The 21214-nt window shown below is 71.9% G+C and carries 19 protein-coding genes and 1 pseudogene; 10 read left to right on the top strand and 10 right to left on the bottom strand.

Features of this window, described 5'->3' with window-relative positions:
- Positions 1-4: 4 nt before the first annotated feature.
- On the top strand, positions 5-979 hold the full coding sequence (locus HNR21_RS35870; protein ID WP_182704122.1) for an asparaginase: 975 nt from the start codon (positions 5-7) through the stop codon (positions 977-979).
- A 112-nt stretch (positions 980-1091) separates the two neighbouring features.
- Here the strand turns inward: HNR21_RS35870 and HNR21_RS04125 are convergent, their stop codons facing one another.
- From HNR21_RS04125 to HNR21_RS04115, 3 genes are all read right to left on the bottom strand, one after another.
- Entirely contained in the window at positions 1092-1865 is a 774-nt protein-coding gene (locus HNR21_RS04125; RefSeq protein WP_182704121.1) for an SGNH/GDSL hydrolase family protein, read from the bottom strand.
- Between the two features lie 237 nt (positions 1866-2102).
- Positions 2103-3980 (bottom strand): ABC transporter ATP-binding protein, encoded by a 1878-nt coding sequence (locus tag HNR21_RS04120; RefSeq protein WP_182704120.1) that lies wholly within the window; start codon positions 3978-3980, stop codon positions 2103-2105.
- A gap of 94 nt (positions 3981-4074) precedes the next feature.
- Positions 4075-4287 carry a hypothetical protein gene (locus tag HNR21_RS04115; RefSeq protein ID WP_119731396.1) on the bottom strand — a complete coding sequence of 71 codons (213 nt, stop codon included), beginning with the start codon at positions 4285-4287 and terminating at the stop codon, positions 4075-4077.
- Positions 4288-4572: 285 nt separating this feature from the next.
- On the opposite strand from HNR21_RS04115, the gene HNR21_RS04110 reads away from it, so the two are divergent.
- The 3 genes from HNR21_RS04110 (at position 4573) to HNR21_RS04100 (ending at position 8053) form a co-directional block, all read left to right on the top strand.
- A complete protein-coding gene (locus HNR21_RS04110) occupies positions 4573-5160 on the top strand; it encodes a hypothetical protein (protein ID WP_182704119.1) in 588 nt (195 codons plus the stop codon).
- Positions 5157-6062 carry a hypothetical protein gene (locus tag HNR21_RS04105; RefSeq protein ID WP_182704118.1) on the top strand — a complete coding sequence of 302 codons (906 nt, stop codon included), beginning with the start codon at positions 5157-5159 and terminating at the stop codon, positions 6060-6062. The genes HNR21_RS04110 and HNR21_RS04105 overlap by 4 nt, the downstream gene beginning before the upstream one ends.
- A gap of 224 nt (positions 6063-6286) precedes the next feature.
- Positions 6287-8053 (top strand): prolyl oligopeptidase family serine peptidase, encoded by a 1767-nt coding sequence (locus tag HNR21_RS04100; protein WP_182704117.1) that lies wholly within the window; start codon positions 6287-6289, stop codon positions 8051-8053.
- Positions 8054-8240: 187 nt separating this feature from the next.
- Here the strand turns inward: HNR21_RS04100 and HNR21_RS04095 are convergent.
- The 3 genes and pseudogenes from HNR21_RS04095 to HNR21_RS04085 all read right to left on the bottom strand — a co-directional run.
- Positions 8241-8365: pseudogene (locus HNR21_RS04095) on the bottom strand (NUDIX hydrolase); the annotation flags it as partial.
- A gap of 6 nt (positions 8366-8371) precedes the next feature.
- Positions 8372-8995 (bottom strand): 2'-5' RNA ligase family protein, encoded by a 624-nt coding sequence (locus HNR21_RS04090; protein ID WP_182704116.1) that lies wholly within the window; start codon positions 8993-8995, stop codon positions 8372-8374.
- A complete protein-coding gene (locus tag HNR21_RS04085; RefSeq protein ID WP_182704115.1) occupies positions 8992-10287 on the bottom strand; it encodes a helix-turn-helix domain-containing protein in 1296 nt (431 codons plus the stop codon). Before HNR21_RS04085 ends, HNR21_RS04090 begins: the two co-directional genes overlap by 4 nt.
- Positions 10288-10985: 698 nt before the next feature.
- Between HNR21_RS04085 and HNR21_RS04080 the strand changes: the two genes are divergently transcribed.
- The 5 genes from HNR21_RS04080 to HNR21_RS04060 all read left to right on the top strand — a co-directional run bounded on the left by HNR21_RS04080 (position 10986) and on the right by HNR21_RS04060 (position 15511).
- Positions 10986-11252, top strand: a complete 267-nt coding sequence (locus HNR21_RS04080) for a hypothetical protein (protein ID WP_182704114.1) — start codon at positions 10986-10988, stop codon at positions 11250-11252.
- On the top strand, positions 11249-12385 hold the full coding sequence (locus HNR21_RS04075; protein ID WP_220500030.1) for a Rossmann-fold NAD(P)-binding domain-containing protein: 1137 nt from the start codon (positions 11249-11251) through the stop codon (positions 12383-12385). The genes HNR21_RS04080 and HNR21_RS04075 overlap by 4 nt, the downstream gene beginning before the upstream one ends.
- On the top strand, positions 12382-12930 hold the full coding sequence (locus HNR21_RS04070; RefSeq protein ID WP_182704113.1) for an NUDIX hydrolase: 549 nt from the start codon (positions 12382-12384) through the stop codon (positions 12928-12930). Before HNR21_RS04075 ends, HNR21_RS04070 begins: the two co-directional genes overlap by 4 nt.
- A gap of 606 nt (positions 12931-13536) precedes the next feature.
- Positions 13537-14898, top strand: coding sequence for a Hint domain-containing protein (locus tag HNR21_RS04065; RefSeq protein WP_182704112.1), 1362 nt, complete (start codon positions 13537-13539; stop codon positions 14896-14898).
- 82 nt (positions 14899-14980) lie between these two features.
- Complete coding sequence (locus tag HNR21_RS04060; RefSeq protein WP_182704111.1) at positions 14981-15511, top strand: hypothetical protein; 531 nt, start codon at positions 14981-14983, stop codon at positions 15509-15511.
- A 188-nt stretch (positions 15512-15699) separates the two neighbouring features.
- On the opposite strand, the gene HNR21_RS04055 is transcribed toward HNR21_RS04060, so the two are convergent.
- The 4 genes from HNR21_RS04055 to HNR21_RS04040 form a co-directional block, all read right to left on the bottom strand.
- On the bottom strand, positions 15700-16536 hold the full coding sequence (locus tag HNR21_RS04055) for an alpha/beta fold hydrolase (RefSeq protein WP_182704110.1): 837 nt from the start codon (positions 16534-16536) through the stop codon (positions 15700-15702).
- Entirely contained in the window at positions 16533-17861 is a 1329-nt protein-coding gene (locus HNR21_RS04050) for an FAD-dependent oxidoreductase (protein WP_182704109.1), read from the bottom strand. Before HNR21_RS04050 ends, HNR21_RS04055 begins: the two co-directional genes overlap by 4 nt.
- 147 nt (positions 17862-18008) lie before the next feature.
- Positions 18009-18677, bottom strand: coding sequence for a TetR/AcrR family transcriptional regulator (locus HNR21_RS04045; RefSeq protein WP_119731390.1), 669 nt, complete (start codon positions 18675-18677; stop codon positions 18009-18011).
- A gap of 10 nt (positions 18678-18687) precedes the next feature.
- Entirely contained in the window at positions 18688-19704 is a 1017-nt protein-coding gene (locus HNR21_RS04040) for a GlxA family transcriptional regulator (RefSeq protein WP_182704108.1), read from the bottom strand.
- Positions 19705-19775: 71 nt separating this feature from the next.
- Here HNR21_RS04040 and HNR21_RS04035 point away from each other — a divergent pair, with 71 nt between their 5' ends.
- Positions 19776-21074, top strand: coding sequence for an APC family permease (locus HNR21_RS04035; RefSeq protein WP_182704107.1), 1299 nt, complete (start codon positions 19776-19778; stop codon positions 21072-21074).
- Positions 21075-21214: the final 140 nt, after the last annotated feature.

Raw genomic sequence — 21214 nt, 5'->3', positions numbered from 1 at the left:
CGTCATGACCGAGGCACGGGTCAGCGTGCTGACCACCGGAGGGACGATCGCCTCCCGCCCCGATCCCGAGGGCGGGGTGCGGGTGGCCGTGCGCGGCGGCGAACTCGCCGCGTCGGCCGGAGCCACCCGGGTGCGGGAGGTCATGCTGGCCCACAGCTTCAACCTCACCCCGGCCGACGCCCTGCGCATCGTCTCCGCGGTGCTGGCCGAGCTGGCGGACCCCGACGTGGACGGGGTGGTCGTCACGCACGGCACCGACACGATGGAGGAGACCGCCTACCTGGTGGACCTGGTGCTCGATGACGAGCGGCCCGTGGTCTTCACCGGCGCCCAGCGGCACGCGTCCGCTCCCGACGCCGACGGGCCGGGCAACCTCGCCGACGCCGTACGGGTGGCCGCCGCCCCCGAGGCCCGTTCGCTCGGTGCGCTCGTCGTGATGGGCGGGCGGATCCACGCTGCCCGGTACGCGACCAAGGCCCACACGCTCGCCCTGGACGCGTTCGCCTCGCCCGGGCACGGTCCGGTGGGGCGGGTGACCGAAGATCGGGTGGAGGTGACGTCGCGCCCGAGCCGCCCACCGGGCTTCCGCCCGGCCGAGCTGGGCGACCTGGACGCCCGGGTGGACATCATCCCCGCCTACCTGGGCGCCGACGGTGTGCAGATCGCCGCATGCCGTGCCGCAGGGGCCCGGGGCCTGGTCCTGCAGGCGCTCGGCACGGGCAACCCCACTCCCGGCGTCCTCCGCGAGGTCCGCGCCTGCGTGGCGGAACGGATCCCCGTCCTGGTCGCCTCGCGCTGCTTCGACGGCCCGAGCCTGCCGGTGTACGGCGCGGGCGGCGGCGCCGACCTGGCCGAGGCCGGTGCCGTCTTCGCGGGCCCCCTCCAGGCCCCGAAGGCCCGCCTGCTGCTGTCCGCCGCACTGTCCGCGGCTCCGGACCCGGCCGCCGCCATCCGCCGCATCGCCCCCCACCTGCGGTGAACATGGAACGGCCTGGCCGCGGAGGGGGGAGGATCCGCGGCCAGGCCGGGTCATGCGGCCCGCCGTTGGCCGGGCCTCGGGCCCGGGGGCGGTGCCGGTGAACGGACGGGGGTCAGGAGTTGGCGGCGGCGGTGAGGATCGGCAGGTAGCCCTGGGCGTGGCCGGCGGCGTTCGGGTGGACGTTGCCGGGGTCGATCCACTCCTGGGCGGCGCAGATGCTGTGGCCGGCGAAGGCCGGGCGGGCGTCGGCGAACGCGAAGCCGGCGTTGCGGGCCGCGGCGGCGATGACGTTGTTGAGGGTGTCCGCGCCGTCCTTGAGGATCTGGCGCTTGGTGGCGTTCATCTCCGAGCAGTAGCCGCCGGTCTCGTACAGGTAGGGGTAGCCGAGGACGACGACCTTGGCGCGCGGGGCGCGGCTGCGGATCTCGCCGTAGAGCGACGCCAGATCACTGGGGAGCTGTCCCTCGACGTACTCGCGGGCGTCCTCGACCGCCCGCTGGCAGGAGCTGGTGGTCAGGTACTTGCAGCGCAGCATGGTCGAGGCGAAGCCGGAGTCGTTGCCGCCGATGCTGATGCTGACCAGGCCGGTGTTCGCGGTGAGCGCCGAGAGCTGGCTGGAGCGGACGTTGGGGATCTGGGCGCCGCCGCAGGCCACGAACTTGAACGCGCCGGGGCGGTTGGCCGCCGCCCACAGCGCCGGGTAGGCGTTGGCGCTCCTGGTACAGGCCAGGTCGGTGTAGTTCCCGGCGCCGGTGCCGGAGGCGTACGAGTCGCCCATCGCGACGTATTCGGCGACCGCGGCCTGCGAGACACCGCTGGGGAAAACGGTGAGCGCGGCGGTGGCCAGCGCTCCCAGGGCCACGGACACGACACGGGACAAACGCATGGAGTCCTCCACGGGGTGGGATCGCCGCAATTATTACCGCGCGGTAGCGCCCCGGGAAGTCCTGGCCGTTAGGAGCGGATATCGCCTCCGGATGACAAAATCGTGGCCCTGCACAATGCGCAGGGCCACGATGGTCACAATGGTCTTTTCCTGTCTCTGCGGTGAAAGTCCGTGCGGCCGGTATTGTGTCCGCTCACATTCACCGGCCGCCGGTTCCGGGTCCGGCGGCGCCCGGATTCAGGCGGCCGTCGTCGTGGGCTGGTCGAACTGGGTGTCGTGGAGCTGCTTGTAACGGCCGCCGGCGGCCAGCAGGTCGGCGTGGCGACCCCGTTCCACGACCCGGCCGTTCTCGATGACGAGGATCTGGTCGGCGGCGCGGATCGTCGACAGGCGGTGCGCGATGACGATCGCGGTCCGGCCCTCCAGCGCCTCGGTCAGCGCCTCCTGGACGGCGGCCTCCGAGGTGGAGTCCAGATGCGCGGTGGCCTCGTCCAGGATGACCACCCGGGGCCGGGCCAGCAGGATCCGGGCGATGGTGAGGCGCTGCCGCTCACCGCCCGACAGCCGGTAGCCGCGTTCCCCGACCACCGTGTCCAGGCCGTCCGGCAGCGAGGCCACCAGGTCGGCGAGGCGGGCGCGGCGCAGCACCTCCCACAGCTCGTCCTCGGTGGCCTCGGGCCGGGCCAGCAGCAGGTTCTCCCGGATCGAGTCGTGGAAAAGGTGGCCGTCCTGCGTCACCATCCCGACCGTGCCGCGGATCGACTCGAACGTCAGGTCCCGCACGTCCACCCCCGACAGCCGCACCGCCCCGGAGTCCACGTCGTACAGCCGGGGGATGAGCGAGGCGATCGTCGACTTGCCCGCGCCGGAGGAGCCCACCAGCGCCACCATCTGGCCGGGCTCGGCGCGGAACGACACCTCGTGCAGCACCTGCTCGCCGCCCCGGGTGTCGAGCGCGGCGACCTCCTCCAGCGACGCCAGCGAGATCTTGTCGGCCGCCGGGTACGCGAAGCCCACCGCGTCGAACTCCACCGACACCGGCCCGTCCGGCACGGAGCGGGCGTCCGGGCGTTCGGCGATCAGCGGCTCCAGGTCCAGCACCTCGAAGACCCGCTCGAAGCTCACCAGCGCGCTCATCACCTCGACCCGGGCGGTGGCCAGCGCGGTCAGCGGCGCGTACAGGCGGGTCAGCAGCAGCGCCAGCGCCACCACGGCGCCCGCGTCGAGCTGCCCCCGCAGCGAGTAGAAGCCGCCCAGCCCGTACACCACGGCCAGGGCCAGCGCCGACACCAGCGTCAGCGCGGTGATGAAGGTGGTCTGCACCATGGCGGTGCGCACCCCGATGTCGGCGACCCGGCCGGCCCGCGCGGTGAACTCGGCGGACTCGCGCTCGGGCCGGCCGAACAGCTTGATCAGGGTGGCGCCGGGCGCGGAGAACCGTTCGGTCATCCGGTCGCCCATCGCGGCGTTGTGCGCGGCGGCCTCCCGTTCCAGCCGGGCCAGCCGCCGGCCCATCAGCCGGGCGGGCACGATGAACACCGGCAGTATCAGCAGCGCCAGCAACGTGATCTGCCACGACAGCCGGACCATCACCGCCAGCGTGAGGGCCAGCGTCACCAGGTTGCCCGCCACCTGCGACAGCGTGGAGCTGAACGCCCGCTGCGCCCCGATCACGTCGTTGTTGAGCCGGCTGACCAGGGCGCCGGTGCGGGTCCGGGTGAAGAACGCGACCGGCATCCGCTGCACGTGGTCGTACACGGCGGTGCGCAGGTCCAGGATCAGGCCCTCGCCGATCCGCGCCGACAGCCACCGGTTGACCAGGCCCAGCCCGGCCTCCGCGACGGCCAGCACGGCGATCAGCCCCGCCAGCCCGACGACCAGGCCGGTCTCCTCGCCCGCGACGATCGCGTTCACCACCCGCCCGGCCAGCACCGGGGTCGCCACCCCCAGCACCGCGATCACCGTACTGAGCAGCAGGAACGCCACCAGTCTGCGGCGATGTCGGCGGGCGAAGCCCCCGATGCGGCGCAGCGTCCGCCAGGAGAACGGTCCCGTCGCCTTGTTCGCCGTCACCGTGCTGCGCAGCGAATGCCACGCGACCATCTCCATGCTCATGAGCCACCCCGCCGGTTCCGAACGTTCCGTCGAGGCTCAGCATGCGCCCTCAAGCGAGGTTGAGGTCAACCGGTTTACCGCAGCCGCGGCGGGGTCAGGACCGCTTGCGCTTCTTGACCTTGGTCTTGCTCCCGCCGTCGCCGGACTCCCACTCGTACCCGGGGGTGTTCTGCTCGCAGTACCGGTCGGCGACCCTGGTGTCGGTGGCGTCGTGCTCGCACCACCGGTCCTCGGACGAGCACGCGGTCAGCATCCCGCCGGCCACCGCCAGCGTCACCGCCATCGCGGCGAGACGGCCCTTCGACATCTGCTCCCTCTCCTGAACTCCGCGGGCCCCCGGCCTGCGGTACGTCACCGCAGGCAGTGAACCATCCCCGGGCGATCCGGGACACCGTTCCGGGCAATGTTGGGAACGGTCCGGCCGGGTATCGAATGTCACGACCCCCTTGAGACGAGGAGGTCGGACATGTCGTTCCCGCGAACTTCGTCACTGGTGGGGGCCGTAGCGGTCGGGTGCCTGTGCGTCCCGGGGTGCGGCGGCGAGGACGAGAGGTCGCAGGGCGGTCCGGGTGCGCCGATCGAGGTGCCGAGCGTGCGCACCGCGGTTCCCGGGAAGCCGCTGAAAGAGGTGCAGCCCGCGCTGGTCGGGGAGATACGGCGGAGCTGCGGCGGACGGGTGTGCGTCAACATCGTCAACAAGCACGTCGCCCGGGCGGACGCCCCTCCGGAGAGCCCTCCCGGGGATGACGGCGGCGAGGAGAGCACTCATCTGGTACCCACCGTCCATGGCCCGGAGCCTCCGGGGTACTGCGAGTACCGCCGGATGGAGCCGTCTCCCGGGACGCTGATCAAGCCGGGGGACACGATCTACCTCATCGCCGGGACGGAGGATCCGAAGCCCTGCGGGGTCCCGGAGACCGTGACCGCCGAGCCGATCGCCCCCACCGGAGACCGGGCCCCGGGCCGCACCGAGAAGACCCCGACCGTCGAGAAGCCGACCGGTGAGACCCCGACGGATGATGTGACGCCGACGGGCGGGCCCGTGCCGCCCGATCCCACGGTGGACGAGCCTCCGGACCCTGGTCCCGGTCCCGGTGACGGCGGTCCCGATGACGGGGGGCCTCAGCCTGACGAGCCACCGGGCGGCGGTGACGGCCCTGTGCAGCCGCCCGCCTCATGATCCCGCCGGAGCTGGAGAACGCGCCGGCCTACGGCATACGGCGGCTCGGCAAGGTCTTCGGCTCCGTGGTGGCGCCGGCGTCGCTGGTGACCGGGCTGTTGTACTTCTTCGGCTGGTCGCACGCCGCCCACTTCTGCGGGTACTTCGGCCTGGATCCCGCACTCGTGGGGTGGAGCACCGCCGACTACCTGGCGCGCAGTGTGGACGCGCTGTTCGTGCCGGTGACGCTGCTGGGGGTGGCCGTGCTGGCCGGGCTGTGGATACGAGCGCTCGTGCGGTGGAGGCTCGAACGGGAGGCGCACCCGGAGACGACGCGCGTCGTGCTGCTGGCCATGACGGTCATCGGGGTCGTGCTGACCGTGGAGGGCGTCGTCAGCCTGCTCTACCGCCCGTGGCCGTTCCGCCTGCACCAAATGGCGCCGCCGTTGCTGCTGGGGGTCGGCGTGGTGCTCATCGCCTCCGCCAACCGGCTGGCCCGTCCGCGCACCGCCGCCAGGGGCGTCAGCACCACCGCCATAGCGGAGTGGGCCGTCGTCTTCAGCATGATCTCCATGGCCTCGTTCTGGGCGGTGAACGAGTACGCCGCCATCGTGGGGGAGCACCAGGCCCAGCGCTATGTCCGCATGCTGCCGCACTACCCCATGGCCGTCGTCTACAGCAAACGCCGCCTGAGCCTGACCGCCCCCGGCATCAGCGAGACCACCTGCGACGACAGGAGAGCGGCCTACCGCTACCGCTACGTGGGCCTCAAACTGCTGGTCCACGGAGCCGAACAGGACATCCTGGTCCCCGAGACCTGGAACACGTCCCGGGTGACCGTCCTGCTCCCCCAGACCGACAGCATCCGCCTTGAGTTCGTGCATCCCCAGCACCGCTGGCTGGCCCAGACCCCCTCATGCTGAAGCCGCTGAACGCCGCCGCCCCTCCCTGGTTTTCCACAGGTTGTGGATATCGATCGGCGGGGGCTCGATGACCGAGGGTGATGGGGCTCACGGGGATGCGCGGAGCGTATCGGGGATCGCGGACGCGGTCACCGGCTGTGGATAACCTGCGGGCCGATCTGCACGGTTGTCCACATGTGGCGCGGGAGGGCCGGACGGTCCCGGGGGTCCGCGATACTGGCCCCATGGTGGACGACGAACGCTGGAAGGCGCGCTTCCGCGCGGCCCGGGTGACGCTGCCCGGTTGGGCCTTTGACGCACCGCACCGTTCGGTGTACCGGTCCAACGCGACCGGGACCTGGGAGATCTACGCCTGGGACCGGACGACGGGGGAGCGCCGGCAGGTGACCGACCGGCCGAACGGCACCTGGATGGGCGGTGTCGACCCCACCGGGGAGTGGATCTGGTGGTTCGCCGACACGGACGGTGACGAGTTCGGCGTCTGGATGCGGCAGCCGTTCGGCGGCGGTCCCGACGAGCCCGCGGTCCCCGGGCTGGAGCCGGCGTACCCGTCCGGGCTGGCGCGCGGATCCAGCGGCCTGGCGGTGGTGGGCCGCAGCACCGACGACGGCCACACCGTCCACCTGTGCCGCCCCGGCGCCGAGCCCGAGGTGCTCTACCACCATGTCGAGGACGCCCACGTCGGGGGCATGAGCCGGGACGAGACCCTGATCGCCATCGGGCACAGCGAGCACGGCGACAGCCGCCACATGGCGCTGCGCGTCGTCCGCCCGGACGGCTCCACCGTCGCCGACCTGTGGGACGGGGAGGGCAAGGGCGTGTACTCCGCCGGGTTCGCCCCGGTCGCCGGCGACTCCCGGCTGCTGGTCAACCACGAGCGGCGGGGCCGTCCCGAGCTGCTGATCTGGGACCCGGTCACCGGCACCGAGACCGAGCTGGAGTTCGACCTGCCCGGCGAGATCGACGCCGACTGGTTCCCCGACGCGTCCGCCCTGCTGGTCTCGCACTCCCACCACGCCCGCGACGAGCTGTACCGGTACGACCTGTCCGACGGCACCCTGCACCGCATCGACACCCCGCGCGGCGTCATCGGCGGGGCCACCGCCCGGCCGGACGGCACCGTCGAGTACGCCTGGACCAGCGCCGCCGAGCCCCCGGTCATCCGCTCCACCGCGGGCACCGTCGTGCTCACCGCCGAGGGCGACCCCGCCCCGCCCTCCGTCCCCGTCGAGGACGCCTGGGTGGACGGCCCCGGTGGCCGGATCCACGCCCTGATCAGCAGGCCGGAGACGGGCTCCGCCCCCTACCCGACGATCTTCGACATACACGGCGGCCCCACCGCCCAGGACGACGACTCCTTCTCCCCCGTCGCCGCCGCCTGGGTCGACCACGGTTTCGCCGTCGTCCGCGTCAACTACCGCGGCTCCACCGGCTACGGCTCCGCCTGGCGCGACGCCATCGAGCACCGCGTCGGCCTCACCGAGCTGGAGGACATCAAGGCCGTCCGCGACTGGGCCGTGGAAACCGGCCTGGCCGACCCCGCCCGCATGGTCCTGGCCGGCGGTTCCTGGGGCGGCTTCCTCACCCTCCTGGGCCTGGGCACCCAGCCCGACGACTGGACCGTGGGCCTGGCCGCCGTTCCCGTCGCCGACTACGAGGCCGCCTACGAGGACGAGATGGAGGGCCTCAAGGCCTTCGACCGGTCCCTCTTCGGCGGCTCCCCCGACGAGGTCCCCGACCGCTACCGCCGGTCCTCGCCCATCACCTACGTCGACCGGGTCAAGGCCCCCGTCCTGATCCTCGCCGGAGAGAACGACCCCCGCTGCCCCATCCGCCAGATCGACAACTACGTCGCCCGCCTCGCCGCCCTCGGCAAACCCCACGAGGTCTACCGCTATGACGCCGGCCACGGCTCCCTCGTCGTCGAGGAACGCATCCGCCAGATGGAGGCCGAACTAACCTTCGCCCGCAAACACCTCGGCCTGCTGTAGCTCAGAGCCCCTGCTCCGCCCGACCCTTTTCGGGCGGCAGGGCGAACCCGGCCCGGGAGCCGAGTTCGTTGATGGCGTAGTGGGTCACGGTCCCGGCCAGAGGTCCGTCGAGATGGACCGCCGTACAGGTCTCGATCCTGGGTGAGCGAACTACCCGGTCGAGCTCATAACGGGCGGCGAGCTCCTCCTCCCAGCCCCACGAGTCGGTGATGAACCGATGCCGCCAGATCAACAGGACGCGCTGCCGGTCGTCCACCACGACGGCCCCGGCCCCGGCGGAGTGCGAATGAGCCGGTGGGACAGATGGCGCCCATGCCGCTACCCGCCCAACGGCACCGTCGCAAGCCGTTCCCAGTGATAAAGGCGCCCCGTTCGCAGCTGTGCCACCAACTGCACATCCCGCACCACCAGTGGGCGCGGCGACGGACGCTCGGCCAACGCCTCAATGACGGGGGCGGCGGGACCGTCATCATGGCTGTAGGCGACCGACAGATGCGGAGTCCATTCCGGCCAGTCGTCGAGCTGGTGCACGGTGACGGTCTCGGCGACCGCGTCCCGGACGGCTGCACGGACCGGGTCCAGCGCCCGCGGCGGATCGATGCCCAGCATGACCACCTCTGGATGGAACAGCAGCCGTCCGAGCTGGACCGTGATCGGGGGAAGCTCGGCCAGCCGCTTCCCGGCGGCTTCGATCATCGCGTCGATCTCCGTCTGCGGAATCTCGTCGCCGAATCCGATGATCTGCGTGGTCATGTGCAGCCACTCGGCGGGAATCAGGTCGAGGCCGTCCAGCGGCGCAAGCTTGTCCTGGCACTCCCGCACGATGGAGTGCACGTCCTGCTGATCGTCGACGAGGATGTGCCAGACCAGCAGCCGGCGGCCTGGACGCACCCCGGGCCGCCACCACCAATGGTCGCTCATCCGATCGGGCATCGGGCTCATGGGACCTCCGGAGGGCTGGCGGCCGACTCCAGTGAACCGGCCTGGAAAACGGCGATCCGCTCGCGGAGCGCGGCGGCATGGGGATCACCCTTGTATCGGCTGTGGCCGAGCCGGCGTCCGACCTCGGTCATGCGGCCCACGATGGTGACGACTCGGTATTCGGGGCTCAAGTCGAACACCGGCTGCAGCTCCGTGGCGGCGGCCTCGGGCTCGCCGTTCATGACATGCGCCAGGGCCGCGCCGATGCGGACCTGCGCCCATGTTCCGTACACCCATGGATCGCCCTCCGCCCAGGCGTCATCGGCGGTTCGCACGTCCCGTAGCACGGCGCGGGGATCACGGGCGCCCAGCCCAACCTGCAAGGCGTAGGTGGCCTGCCGGGCACGTGTGCAGGACCAGGCATCGGCTACCGGCCGCTGGCTGTCGACCTCATCGCGCGCCCGCTCGGTGTCCATGAGCGCCCGCCGGGCGGCGTCGATATCGCCCTGCAGCTGCAACGCGGCCGCTTGTGACGCCGCCAGCAGCACCTTCGGCTCACCTGGTGGGGCCAGTTCGAACCCGCGCCGGGCCAGCGCGGCGGCATCCTCGTACCGTTCCTCCCAACGCGCGGTCTTGGTCTGGGCGCACAGCACCAGCGCCCGTGCCGCGTCCGAGTCCGCCTCCTGGGCGCACGTCCACGCCGCGTACCCGTAGACGTCTGCCAGCGCGTACCGGCCCACATCGCCCTGGAGAAGGTTGAGCAGGGCGAACAGCTCTGCGGAGATGGCCAGCAGGTGCCGGGTCTGGCCGAGCCGCTGCCTGCCGTCCCGGAGCAGCGCGGTGACCTGACGTTGCAGCATCACAGCGTCGTCGATGACATCCAGCGGCGGGCGGCGTACGTAGTCGATTGCGAGCCTGCGAGTCGAGGATCGCAGGTAGTCCAGGGTGTCGTCGCCGATGTTGGTCTGCTGGAGCCACGACGCCAGATCCACCACATCGGCCGCAGGCTCATGCCGGGGTGCGGCTTCGGTACTGCTCTGCTGAGGAGCCTTGGAAGATACGGCGAACAGGTCTTCCTCGGCGACCTTCAGCGCTCGGGCGTACAGCCGTCTGTATCGGCCGGAGGGTATGTGGTCGCCTCTCTCCCACTCCTTGATCATGCTGGCCAGGCCCTGCACATGGGGGATGTCCGGCAGTTCGCGGGGATCGGCGGCGGCGCGGAGACGGCGGGCCATTTCCGCGCGTGACCAGTATGGAGTGGCCTCGCGTTCTGCGCGTAGGCGTGCGCCGATGGCCTTTTTGTCGGCGGACATGTTGCGTGCACCTCTCGCCGGGATGACCGGGGGGCTCTTCCCTTCTCTCCCCGATTCTCCCCATGGACCTGCGGCAGCGGACACGGTTTGACTGAACACCGTCACTGAGCGGCGACATGGCGTGACGGCCTGTCCGGTCACCGCGCCCGCCCGAGATGTAAGCGGCCCCGGCCGACGTGTGCAGGCGTCGGGGGCCGGGGCCTGGCCAGGAGGTGTGTTCCTGACGTGAGCACGAGACTAGCGCCGCCCGCGTGGCCGATTCCCGTTCCTCACAGAGAGGTGGTCGCGCGGCAGGTCACGGAAATTCGAGCACGGTATCCGGGCTCCGTTCCCTGGTACGGGCCGAAGTCGCGGTTGTGGTTCGCCGCGCCGCCCGGTGCGGTCGGTCTGCTGCACGCGCCCACCCTCGCTGGGCTCGCCGATCAGCTCGCCGGGCTTCAACGGGCCTTGCCTCCCTGCCGGGCCTCCAGGCCCGTCAAGGGGCTCGCGCCCCCGGCGGTTTCTCGGGCTCCCCGCCCGGCGCGGCCCGGCGCGGTACGCCGTACGGACGGGAGCGGCGTGGCGGCGCGAACGTCCCGCGCCGCCACGCCCACCACGCTGCCGCCGGACGGGGACGCTGCGCCCAGTTCGTTCTGGCGGACCCTCCGTCGCCGCCTGGGGCGTGTCCTGGGGGCGGGGTCTGAGGGGAGGCGGATGTGATGACGACCGATGAGGAGCGCCGCCAGGCGCTTCAAGCCCTCGCCGCCGTACTGCGGGGCCAGGGTTATCGCGTGACCGTCGCCTGCCACCACCTCACTGCGGGCGACGGGGCCGGCCGGGTCGTTGAGGTGTGGGCTCAGCGCCGCGCGTCCGACAACGGACGGCTGTGGTTCACCGAGGCCGGGGGCTTTCCGATCTGCGAGGCGGACAAGCCGGCTGACGCCCTGGTGGCGGTCAAGGGCGCGTTGCGGCAGGTGGGTCCATGACCGTTCTGGAGGACTTCGAGCTGTCGCGGGTGGAGGCGTTCTTCCGCAGGATCACCGGCCGGTACGAGACGGCGGACCGGGTGTCCGTTCTGGTGATCACGCATCTGCTGGGCGAGCGGCCCGTCTTCCTGCGGGCGGTTGGGCGGCTGGCCGAGGTCGCCGCGGTGCTGCCCAAGCCGAAGTCGATCGACCCGCGAGCGTTGGAGGAGGTCGCCGGTGTGATGCCGGTGGACCGTCTGGAACGCGCGGCGTTCGCCGACCCGGCCCGTGCCCTTGAGTATCTCGAGTCACGAGCGGCAGGCCGGCGGGTGGTGCTGCTGGACGTCGGCGGCTACTTCGCACCTGCCCTGGAGCACGTGTGCGCGAACTTCTCCGGCCAGGTGGTCGGAGTCGTGGAGGACACCGAGAACGGCCATCGACGATACGAGGCGTTGAGCAGGGTGCCGTGTCCGGTGTTCAGCGTGGCCCGTTCCCCGCTCAAGGAACCCGAGGACTATCTCGTGGGGCAGTCGGTCACGTTCTCCACCGAAGCGCTGGTCCGTGCACGCGGTGACATCCTGCAGGGGCGTCCCGCGGCGGTCATCGGTTACGGAAAGCTGGGTCGGTCGGTGGCGGCGATGCTGCATGCCAAGCATGTCGGCGTCACCGTTCACGACTCCGACCCGATCCGCCGGACCATGGCTCTCTCCCAGGGTTTTCGGACCGCGCCCACGCCGGCTCAGGCCATCGCGGGCGCCGGGGTGATCGTGTGCGCCACCGGGAATCTGGCGCTGCGTGAGGACGACTTCGCCAAGGTCGCCAATGGCGCGTACATCGCCAGTGTGACCAGCAGTGACGACGAACTGGAGCTGGCGGCGCTCGACGGTCTGTACGAGAAGACCTCGACGGGAGAGCACATCACCCGATATGCGCGTACGGGGCATTACTTCTACGTGCTGGCCGACGGGAACGCGGTCAACTTCCTTCACGGCGCGAGTGTGGGTGCTTTCATCTTCCTGGTGCAGGCCGAGATTCTGGCCGCGCTCGGGGCTCTGGCCGGAGGCGGTCACGAGCCCGGGATGCATGAACTGGACGGGACCGAACGCAGCCTGATCGCCGCGGCCTGGCTGCGCCACTTCGATGGAGCCTCATGAGCATCAGCACCGACGAGATCCGTTCCACCCTGGCCCGTTACCTGGATCGCCATCCCGACGAGGCCGACCACCTTCGTCCGCTGGCCGAGGCGCTGACGGCGGGGGCGAACCTGACCTCGCGCAAGGAGTTCGCCGGCGGGCACGTCACGTGCGGGGCCGTCGTGATCGACGACGACCGTCGTCTGCTGCTCATCCGGCACAAGGCGCTCGGACGGTGGCTGCTGCCGGGCGGGCACCTGGAGCCGGAGGACGTGAGCCTGCCGGGGGCCGCTCTGCGGGAACTGGCGGAGGAGACCGGCATCTCCTGGCAGGACGCCGTCGCTCCGCCCGGCGACGACATCACCCCGCTGGACATCGACGTTCACGCCATCCCGGCCAACCCCGCCAAGGGCGAGCCCGAGCACTGGCACGCCGACTTCCGCTGGGTGCTGCGGGTCCGGGAGCCGAAGGTCGTGCTCCAAGCCGAGGAGGTGGACGGTTACGCCTGGCGGCCTCGTGCCGACGCTCCCACGCCGAGGCTGGCCGCCAAGCTCGCGGCCCTGTGACGGTCGGGAACAGGCCGGGGCCGCGAACACCTCGGCCTGCTGTGACCTGCGCCTGACCGTCCCATCGGCGAACGGAACATCGCCGGGGCCGGTCAGGCGCGGGCCGGCCCCGCCGCACCATCCGGTGGACCGTCTGCGCCTACAAGGTCAGGGCGTACAGCAGAGCGGCCAGTGATGTGCCGCTGGGAATGCCTCCTGATCGGGCATCGCGTCGAGCTACGGGCGATCCGGCACCCGCGTGGCCCGAGGTCAGGGCTTTGCGCCTGTCATGCAGCGCCGATCAGCCGATGCCGGTGACACGGGATCGTCATGATCCATATGCGTCGGCGTGCTGTACCGCCATTTTTCGGGGCGCTTCGGAACAAGCCTGGCGATTCTCCATGCAATATCCTATTCCGTGCATTTTGACTTCATTGAGTTTTGGGTGAGTGGATGTTAGGTTTACTTCGAGTGACGGGTCGTGTGCGAAAGGTTTGACCGTCATTGCCTGGAGATTGCCGCAGGTGCGCATCCAGGCAATGGCAGGGCAAAATCCCGGCACCGGTCCGCGGGCAACCGAAACTCCGGGAATGGGGCCGTGCGCCCCGGAAGGAGCCGCGTATGGTGATGAACAGCATCGGTCTGCGGTGGTGCGATCAGGCGCACTGCGGCAATGCCGGTCCCGAGGTCGACGAGGCGTGCAAGACCCTCTCCAGCGGGCTGGTGTACACCAGCGACCGGTTCGGCCCGTGCATCTGCGCGTGCTCCTGCCTGGCCTTCGGCACCCTGGTGCAGGACGGCGGCGGCTCGCTCAAGGCGATCGAGTCCTTCGCCACCGGCGACCACGTCATGGCGGCCGGCAGGGACCTGCGCTGGTCGAGCCGGCCGGTCGTCTACAGCGGCGGTTCGGCCCCGGGCAACCAGCAGGACTTCATGGTCATGGTCACCTACGCCGACACGGGCATCGTGGTCACCGGCGACCACCTGTTCCTGCTGGCCGGAGATCTTCCGCAGCTGCGGCGGGCGGACCGGCTCACCACCCGCGACAGGCTCCTGTCCCCCACCGGTGAGGCGGTGCCGATCACGGGAGTCCACATCGGGAGCTTCAGCGGCGGCGTCCACCACGTCGCCGCCACCTCCAAGGAGCCGCCCGGGGACGGCCTGGACGGGCACCTGCTGAACACCAACGGCGTGGTGAGCGCCGACTATGTCGTTCAGCTGATGGGCCAGCAGGGGGAGAACGTCGGCGGGGTCGACACCGCGGGCAACTTCGAACTTCCCGTCATCGGGTCGGCCGAGTACCTCCAGCGGTTCGGCACGGCCTGTCTGCAGGTTCCGGAGATCGTCGGCAGGCTCGCCGACGGCCTCGGACTCGGGACCCTCGCACGCGCCGTGAGCCAGGGAACCCAGTACCTTTCCGACCTGATGGACGCGTTCACGCCGGCGAGTGCGTCCGCGCCCCGGATCCCCGACGACGCGCACGGCTTCCTGAGCCGGGCCGAGGGACGGGCCAGGAAGGACTTGCCCAAGCGTCCACTGAGCGACGTCATCACCCGGGAGTCGGTGAAGTACCTCGTCCAGCAGCACCGGCTGCATTACCCGGACATCACCTTCCACGTGGACTGGACCAGCGACGACGTGAACGCCTACGCCTGGACCGCCGACGGCGAGCGCCACGTCTCGCTCCAGGGCGGTCTGGCGCTGGACCAGCACCTGGGCCTGGCGGGGATCGCGCTGGTGCTCGCCCACCAGGTGGCCTGGCACCAGGGCGGCGACTCACCCGACCGGACCGACTACATCGCGGTGCGCGACGTGATGCGCCAGGTCTGGTTCGGCGAACAGTACGGCACGATGACCGAGCAGGGCATCGCCCAGGTGAAGGCCCTCTTCGACGCCGCTCCGGCGGCGGACGGCACGGACGGGCGTACGGGGGACCGGCGAGTGGACGTCTACCGGGCGGCGGTGTCCCTGGCCGGGATTCCCGCCTAGGAGACCGCCTCGCAGCGGATCGGTCCCGCCCGCGCCGGGGCCGATCCCATCCCCCTGTCCCAGCGACCGACCACGGAGAGAAATGGGTGGAGACGACCGCGAGCCCGGCCGGGTCGAGACGGACCGCCAGGTGATCGCCGAGCAACTGGGCCTTCCCGTCGACCGCATCACCGACGCGCTCCTGGAGCGGATCGCTCGTGATCCGGCGGTCCTGCACCACATCCAGGCGTGCCGCCACGATCCCCAGATGCTCGATCTCCTGCTGACCGCGAAACCCGCACCGGCCACCGCACGCCCCGGGTTCTCGACGACCGCACTGCTGGCACGCGCGGGCAAGGCCGTGACCAGGTGGGCGGCGAGCGGCTTCGCGCAGGTCCCGGACGACGTCTTCCAGCAGCGCCGGCGCGCCTGCCTGTCCTGCGAGCACCTGGGTCCGCCGCCGAGCGGCCTGCCGCAGTGGATCGCCCGCACCACCGAGGAGCACAGCCACTGCGGCCTGTGCGGCTGCTACACCATCCACAAAGCCCGCCTTCCCACCGAGACATGCCCCGACGGGAGATGGCCGGAGTACGACGACGCCACCAAGACCTCCCGTCCCGCCCCGTCCCGGTGACCGCGGACGCTTCACGCTCCACACCCACGAGTCCGTGAGGCGGACAAGCCGTCAGACAACGGGCGGCCCAGGCCGGGTTTCCCCATCTGCGAGACGGACGAGCCGGCTGACGCCTCGGTGGCGGTCAAGGGTGCATTGCGGCGGGTGAGTCCATGACGGGGCGGACCTGGCTTCGGGGGCGGGGCTCGTCAGGAGGTGATGTGTTCGGACCAGAAGGCGGTGGTGGCCTCGGCGACCTTGTCGGGGTTGTCGATGAAGGGCCAGTGGCCGCTGTCGGGGAGGACGAGGATCTCGGCGTCCGGGAAGGTGGCGCGCTGGATCAGGGCCTGGGCGGCGCCGATGTACGGATCGCGGGCTCCCCAGACGGCCAGGACGGGGACGTCCAGGGCGCGCAGCGCCGGTGACACCGCGGCGGACCAGCCCGCGGGGTCGTCGAACGAGCGGTAGAGGCGGAGGACCGCCCGGCGGGTCGCGGCGTCGAAGTCGTCGAACATGCGGTCCACGAACGAGCGGGGGAGGCCGCGCGGGTTGCCGCGTTTCCCGACCAGGAGGTGGAAGGCGCGGCGGGTCGCCGTCGCCATGAACGCCTCGCCGAGGACCGGGGTCCGCCAGACCCTCGCCAGGATGTGCCAGCGGTAGCCGAGCAGGACGCCGGTGTCCATCAGGACGAGGCCGGCCAGGCGTTCGGGGTGGCGTACGGCCCACTCCAGGCCCCAGGGGCCGCCGAAGTCGTGCAGGCACAGGTGGGCCTTCCGCACGCCGAGGTCGTCCAGCATGGCGCCGAGGAAGCGGGCGTGCCCGTCCACGTTCTGCGGGAAGTCGCGGGGCTTGTCGGCCCGGCCGAATCCGGGCGCGTCCCAGGCGACGGCCCGCGTGTGGCGGCCCGCCCGCACCAGGAGCCCCTCCCAGTCGGCCCCGGACCCGGGGTTGCCGTGGACGAAGACGACCGCCTCCCCGTCGCGGCTGTCGCCGTGTTCGCGGACGACGGTCCGGATGCCGTTCACGGTGTGTTCGTAGGTCTTCACGGCCGGACCGCCTCGGCGGCGGAGCGACGCGGACGCAGCGCCCGCCAGGCCATCGAGGGCCGCAGGAGACTGCCCGGCGGCTCGACCAGGCTGGTCACGCGGAAGAACCGGGAGGCGGCGGCCTCGTCCAGGGAGACGGCCCGCTGGACCCGCCGGATGTAGGCGTCGGTGATGCGGAACGACAGCGGGCGCGGGGCCTGGATCTCGGGGATCGCCAGGTCCGCCTGGACCGCCAGCCGCCAGACGGGGGCCACCACGCGCGCCACGGCGCGGAAGTAGCGGCGGGCCAGGTCGTGCTCGCCGTCCATCAGGGTGCGGCGGAGCGCGGCCGCCTGCAGGGCGGCGACGGACATCCCCTGGCCGTAGATCGGGTTGAAGCTGCAGATCGCGTCGCCCGCCACCAGCAGGCCCCCGGGGAACGAGCGGAGCTTCTCGTATCGCCGCCGCCGGCTGGTCGGGAACCGGAACCGCCGGATCTCGCTCAGCGGTTCGCTCTCCTTGAGCACGGCGAACGTCTCGTCGGGGACCACCGTGCGGGCGAACTCCATGAACCCCTCCTCGTCGGTCGGGGGATGGCCCGCGTACCCCACCAGCGTCAGCAGCCACCGGGAGTCGCCCTCGACCTTGAACATCGCCATGGCGCGCGACAGGCCGGGCTTCGGGCCGATCAGCATGCCCTTGTCGGCCCCGAGGGCGTCCTCGGGGGCGCGCACCAGCCTCGACGCGTACCCGATGTCGACGTGGAGTTCGTCCGTCGGGGGAGCGGGATGGCCGAGTTGCGCCAGCCACGCGGGGCTGCGGGCGCCCCGTCCCATCGCGTCCACGACGAGGTCGGCGTCCAGGACCCGCTCCCCCGCGCCGTCGTTCACCCGCACTCCGGTCACCCGGTCCCCGCGGACGGCCAGTCCCACCACGTCGTGGCCGTCGAGGAGCGTGACGCCTCCGCGCGCCTCCACCCGGCGGCGGATGTGGCCTTCGAGGAACGGCCGGGTCATCGACACGAACTCGCCCACATGCCCGCGACGCACCTCGCGTCCCACGAGCTGGGAACGGAACCGCTCCAGCACGGGGAAGGAGGCGGCCCCGTTCGCGACGAGCTCGTCGGTGATCCCGGGGAACATCTGCTCCAGCACCTGTTTTCCCCGGGCCAGCAGCAGGTGCGCGTGCTTGCCCTGGGGCACTCCCCGCCGCTCCTGCTCCGGAGCCGTCGGCCGGTCCCGTTCGACCACGGTCACGTTCTCGTACGACTCCGCCAGCGCCCGCGCCGTGAGCAGCCCGGCCATTCCGGCGCCCATCACGACGGCGTGCCCTCCGAGAGCAGGCATGCGGCGTACCTCCAAGCAGTCGGCGACACCGCGAGCATGGGCCGGGAGCCCGGCCGGGACCATACGCGGAAATGCTCAGCCGATGGCCACAACCGGACGCGGGCCGGTGGAACGGGCGGGAGGGCGCCGGCGCCCGGACGGCGCGCGTCAGGCGCGGACGTCGCGGATGACCTCGACCAGCTCGCGGGTGACGGACTTGAAGCCGGGCAGGCGGGACATCGTGACCATCTTGTTGACGATGGGGACGGTGCGTTCGATCAGCAGGTAGGTCTTGCGGCAGCCGGGGGAGCTGTCGTGGACCCAGTACAGGACGATGCCCATGGAGTACAGCCACAGCAGCTCGGGGAGCTCGGCGCGGAAGTCGGGGTCGATCTTGAGGGTGGAGCCGTCGACGACCTCGCGGTAGATGGCGATGGCGGCGGCGCGGGCCGGGCCCGACTCGGCGCTGAACGGGTTGAGCGGGCTGGTGGGCTCGGCGGCGAACTTGAAGAACTTCCCGGCGAACTGGTGGTAGGGGACCATGGTGTCCACCCGGGCCTTGAGCACGCCGAGCAGGCGGGGGGCGAAGTCGCGTTCGCGTTCCAGGACCGCGCGGCAGGCGGCCTGGTGCTCCTCCTGCAGCTCGTCGTAGTACGCCTGGATCAGCTCCTCCTTGGAGCCGAAGTAGTAGTAGGCGTTCCCGACCGAGACCCCCGCCTCCTTGGCGATCGCGCGCATGGTCGTCGCCTCGTACCCGCGTTCGCGGAACAGCCGCAGGGCGGTCTGCACGATCAGCGCACGGGTCTGCTCCGACTTGGCCGGCCGCGTCTGGGTCACGCCGTCAACCTTAAGCTCCCCTGCCCTCCACCGGCTGTGGCGTGCCGCGCACACCCTCCTGACCAGCGGTCCGGTGGCGGAACACGTGCCGGTACGTCTGGGGCGACACGCTGGTGACCCGGCGGAAGTGGTGGCGCAGCCCCGCCGCGGTGCCGAACCCGGCGCGCCGGGCGATCTCCTCGACCGGCAGGTCGGTGGTCTCCAGCAGTTCCTGGGCCAGCCGCACCCGCTGCTGGAGCAGCCACTGCAACGGGGTGATCCCCAGTTCGGCCCGGAACCGGCGGGCGAAGGTGCGTTCGCTCATGTGGGCCATCCGGGCGAGCCGGGGAACGGTCAGCGGCTCGCTCAGCCGGTCGCGCGCCCAGTCCAGCACGGGCCCGAGGCCGTCGCCGGGTTCGGGCGCGACCAGCAGCCGCGCGTACTGGGCCTGCCCGCCCTCCCGGTGCGGGGGAACGACCATCCGCCGGGCGACCTCGTTGGCGACCGCCGTTCCGTGGTCGAGGCGGACGATGTGCAGGCACAGGTCGATGGCGGCGCCGGTGCCGGCCGAGGTCAGGATGTCGCCGTCGTCGGTGTAGAGGACGTACGGGTCGAGCTTCACCCTGGGGAAGCGGCGCGCGAAGTCCCCGGCGTTCATCCAGTGGGTGGTGGCGCGGCGGCCGTCCAGCAGGCCCGCGGCGGCCAGGATGTAGGACCCGGTGCAGATGGACACGAGCCGGCCGCCCGCCCGGTGCGCCGCGCGCACCGCCTCGATGAGGTCCGGGGGCGGGTCGAGCTGCGCGGGGCGCGGGCAGGCGGAGATGATCACGGTGTCGGCCTCGGCCAGCGCGTCGAGCCCGTACGGGGCGTCCATCCGCAGCCCGCCCGCCGCCGGCACCGACCCGGCCCCGTCGGCCGAGCAGACCCGCAGCTCGTACCAGGGGTCGGCGATGTCGGTGCGGTCCCTGCCGAAGACCTCCCAGGGCACGGCCAGCTCGAACGGCGGAGAGCCCGCGATGACCGCCATGGCCACGGTGTGCGGTGTCATGGCAGGAATTTAGCGGACATCGTCGTTTCTGCCGCTGTCGGTTCCGGCCCGGCCCGGCGAACCTGAACGCCATGACGACGACTGGTGGGCGGCTGACGGCCGTTCAGGGGACGGCGATGTATCTGGGGGCCGTGGTCGGGACGGGGGTGATCGCGCTTCCGGCGCTGGCCGCGGACGCGGCCGGGCCCGCGTCGCTGGTGGCCTGGCTCGGGCTGGTGGTGCTGTCGGCTCCGCTGGCGGCGACGTTCGCGGCGCTCGGGTCCCGGTACCCGGACTCGGGCGGGGTGTCGACCTATGCCCGCCTGGCGTTCGGCGAGCGGATCGCGGCGGTGGTCGGATGGTGCTTCTACCTGGCGATCCCGCCGGGCGCGGCGGCCGCGGCGCTGTTCGGAGGGGCGTACGCGGCCTCCGCGCTCGGGGGCGGGACCGCGACGACGGTCGTCACGGCGGCGGTGCTGATGGCGGCGGTGACCGCGGCGAACGCGCTGGGGCTGCGGGTGACCGGGCGGTTGCAGGTGGCGCTGTCGGCGATGCTGGTGGTGCTGCTGCTGTGCTCGGTGGCGCTGTCCCTGCCGCACGCCCGGACCGGCAACCTGGAGCCGTTCGCGCCGAACGGCTGGTCGGCGATCGGGCCGGCGGCGCTGCTGCTGGTGTGGAGCTTCGCGGGCTGGGAGGCGATCACGCACCTGGCGGGCGAGTTCCGCCGTCCGGAACGGGACCTGCCCCGGGCGACGGCGGCGGCGGTCGTCCTGGTCGGGGTGCTGTACCTGTCGGTGGCGTTCGCGGTGGTCGCGGTGCTCGGCCCGGCCGCCGCGCAGACCAGCGCCCCGCTCGGCGAGCTGATGGCGACCGGCCTCGGCGGCGACGCCCGCACCCTCGCCACCGTTCCGGCGCTGCTGCTGACGCTCGGCACGATGAACGCCTACTACGCGGGGGCGGCCAAGCTGGGCGCGGCGCTCGGCCGGGACGGCGCGTTCCCGGCGTGGCTGGCCCGGGGCAGCCACGCCGGGGAGGTCCCGCGGCGGAGCCTGGCCGTGGTGTCCGGCGGCGGGTTCGCGGCCCTGCTGGTCGTGGCCCTGACCGGTGTGGGCGAGGAACCCCTGGTGCTCCTCACCACCGGCTGCTTCGTCGCCGTCTACGCCATCGGCATCGGCGCGGCCCTGCGCCTGCTGCCCCGCTGGAGCAAGGCCCACCTGACCGCCCTGGCCGGCCTGACCGGGGTCCTGGCCCTGCTGGCGATCTCGGGCCGCTACCTGCTGTGGCCCCTCCTCATCACCGCCGGAGCCCTGCTCTACCAGCGCCTCCGCCGCCGCCCTCCCATCGCCGCCCCACTGGACGCCCAGGTCCCCGCACTCGAACGCAGTGCCTGAGCCGCCCCTCCGAGAACGCGGCACGGACATCGGCCGGGGGATCCGCCCGGCCCCGGTCGCGTCCGGCGTTTCGTGTGAAACCTCGGCTCGGGCGGGACTCGCATGTGCTGCGGGCACGAGGCGGATCGGGGGCCGCCTCG

Source organism: Thermomonospora cellulosilytica (assembly GCF_014138835.1).
Taxonomy (GTDB): Bacteria; Actinomycetota; Actinomycetes; order Streptosporangiales; family Streptosporangiaceae; genus Thermomonospora; species Thermomonospora amylolytica.
This window is presented reverse-complemented; position numbering and strand designations above follow the sequence as displayed.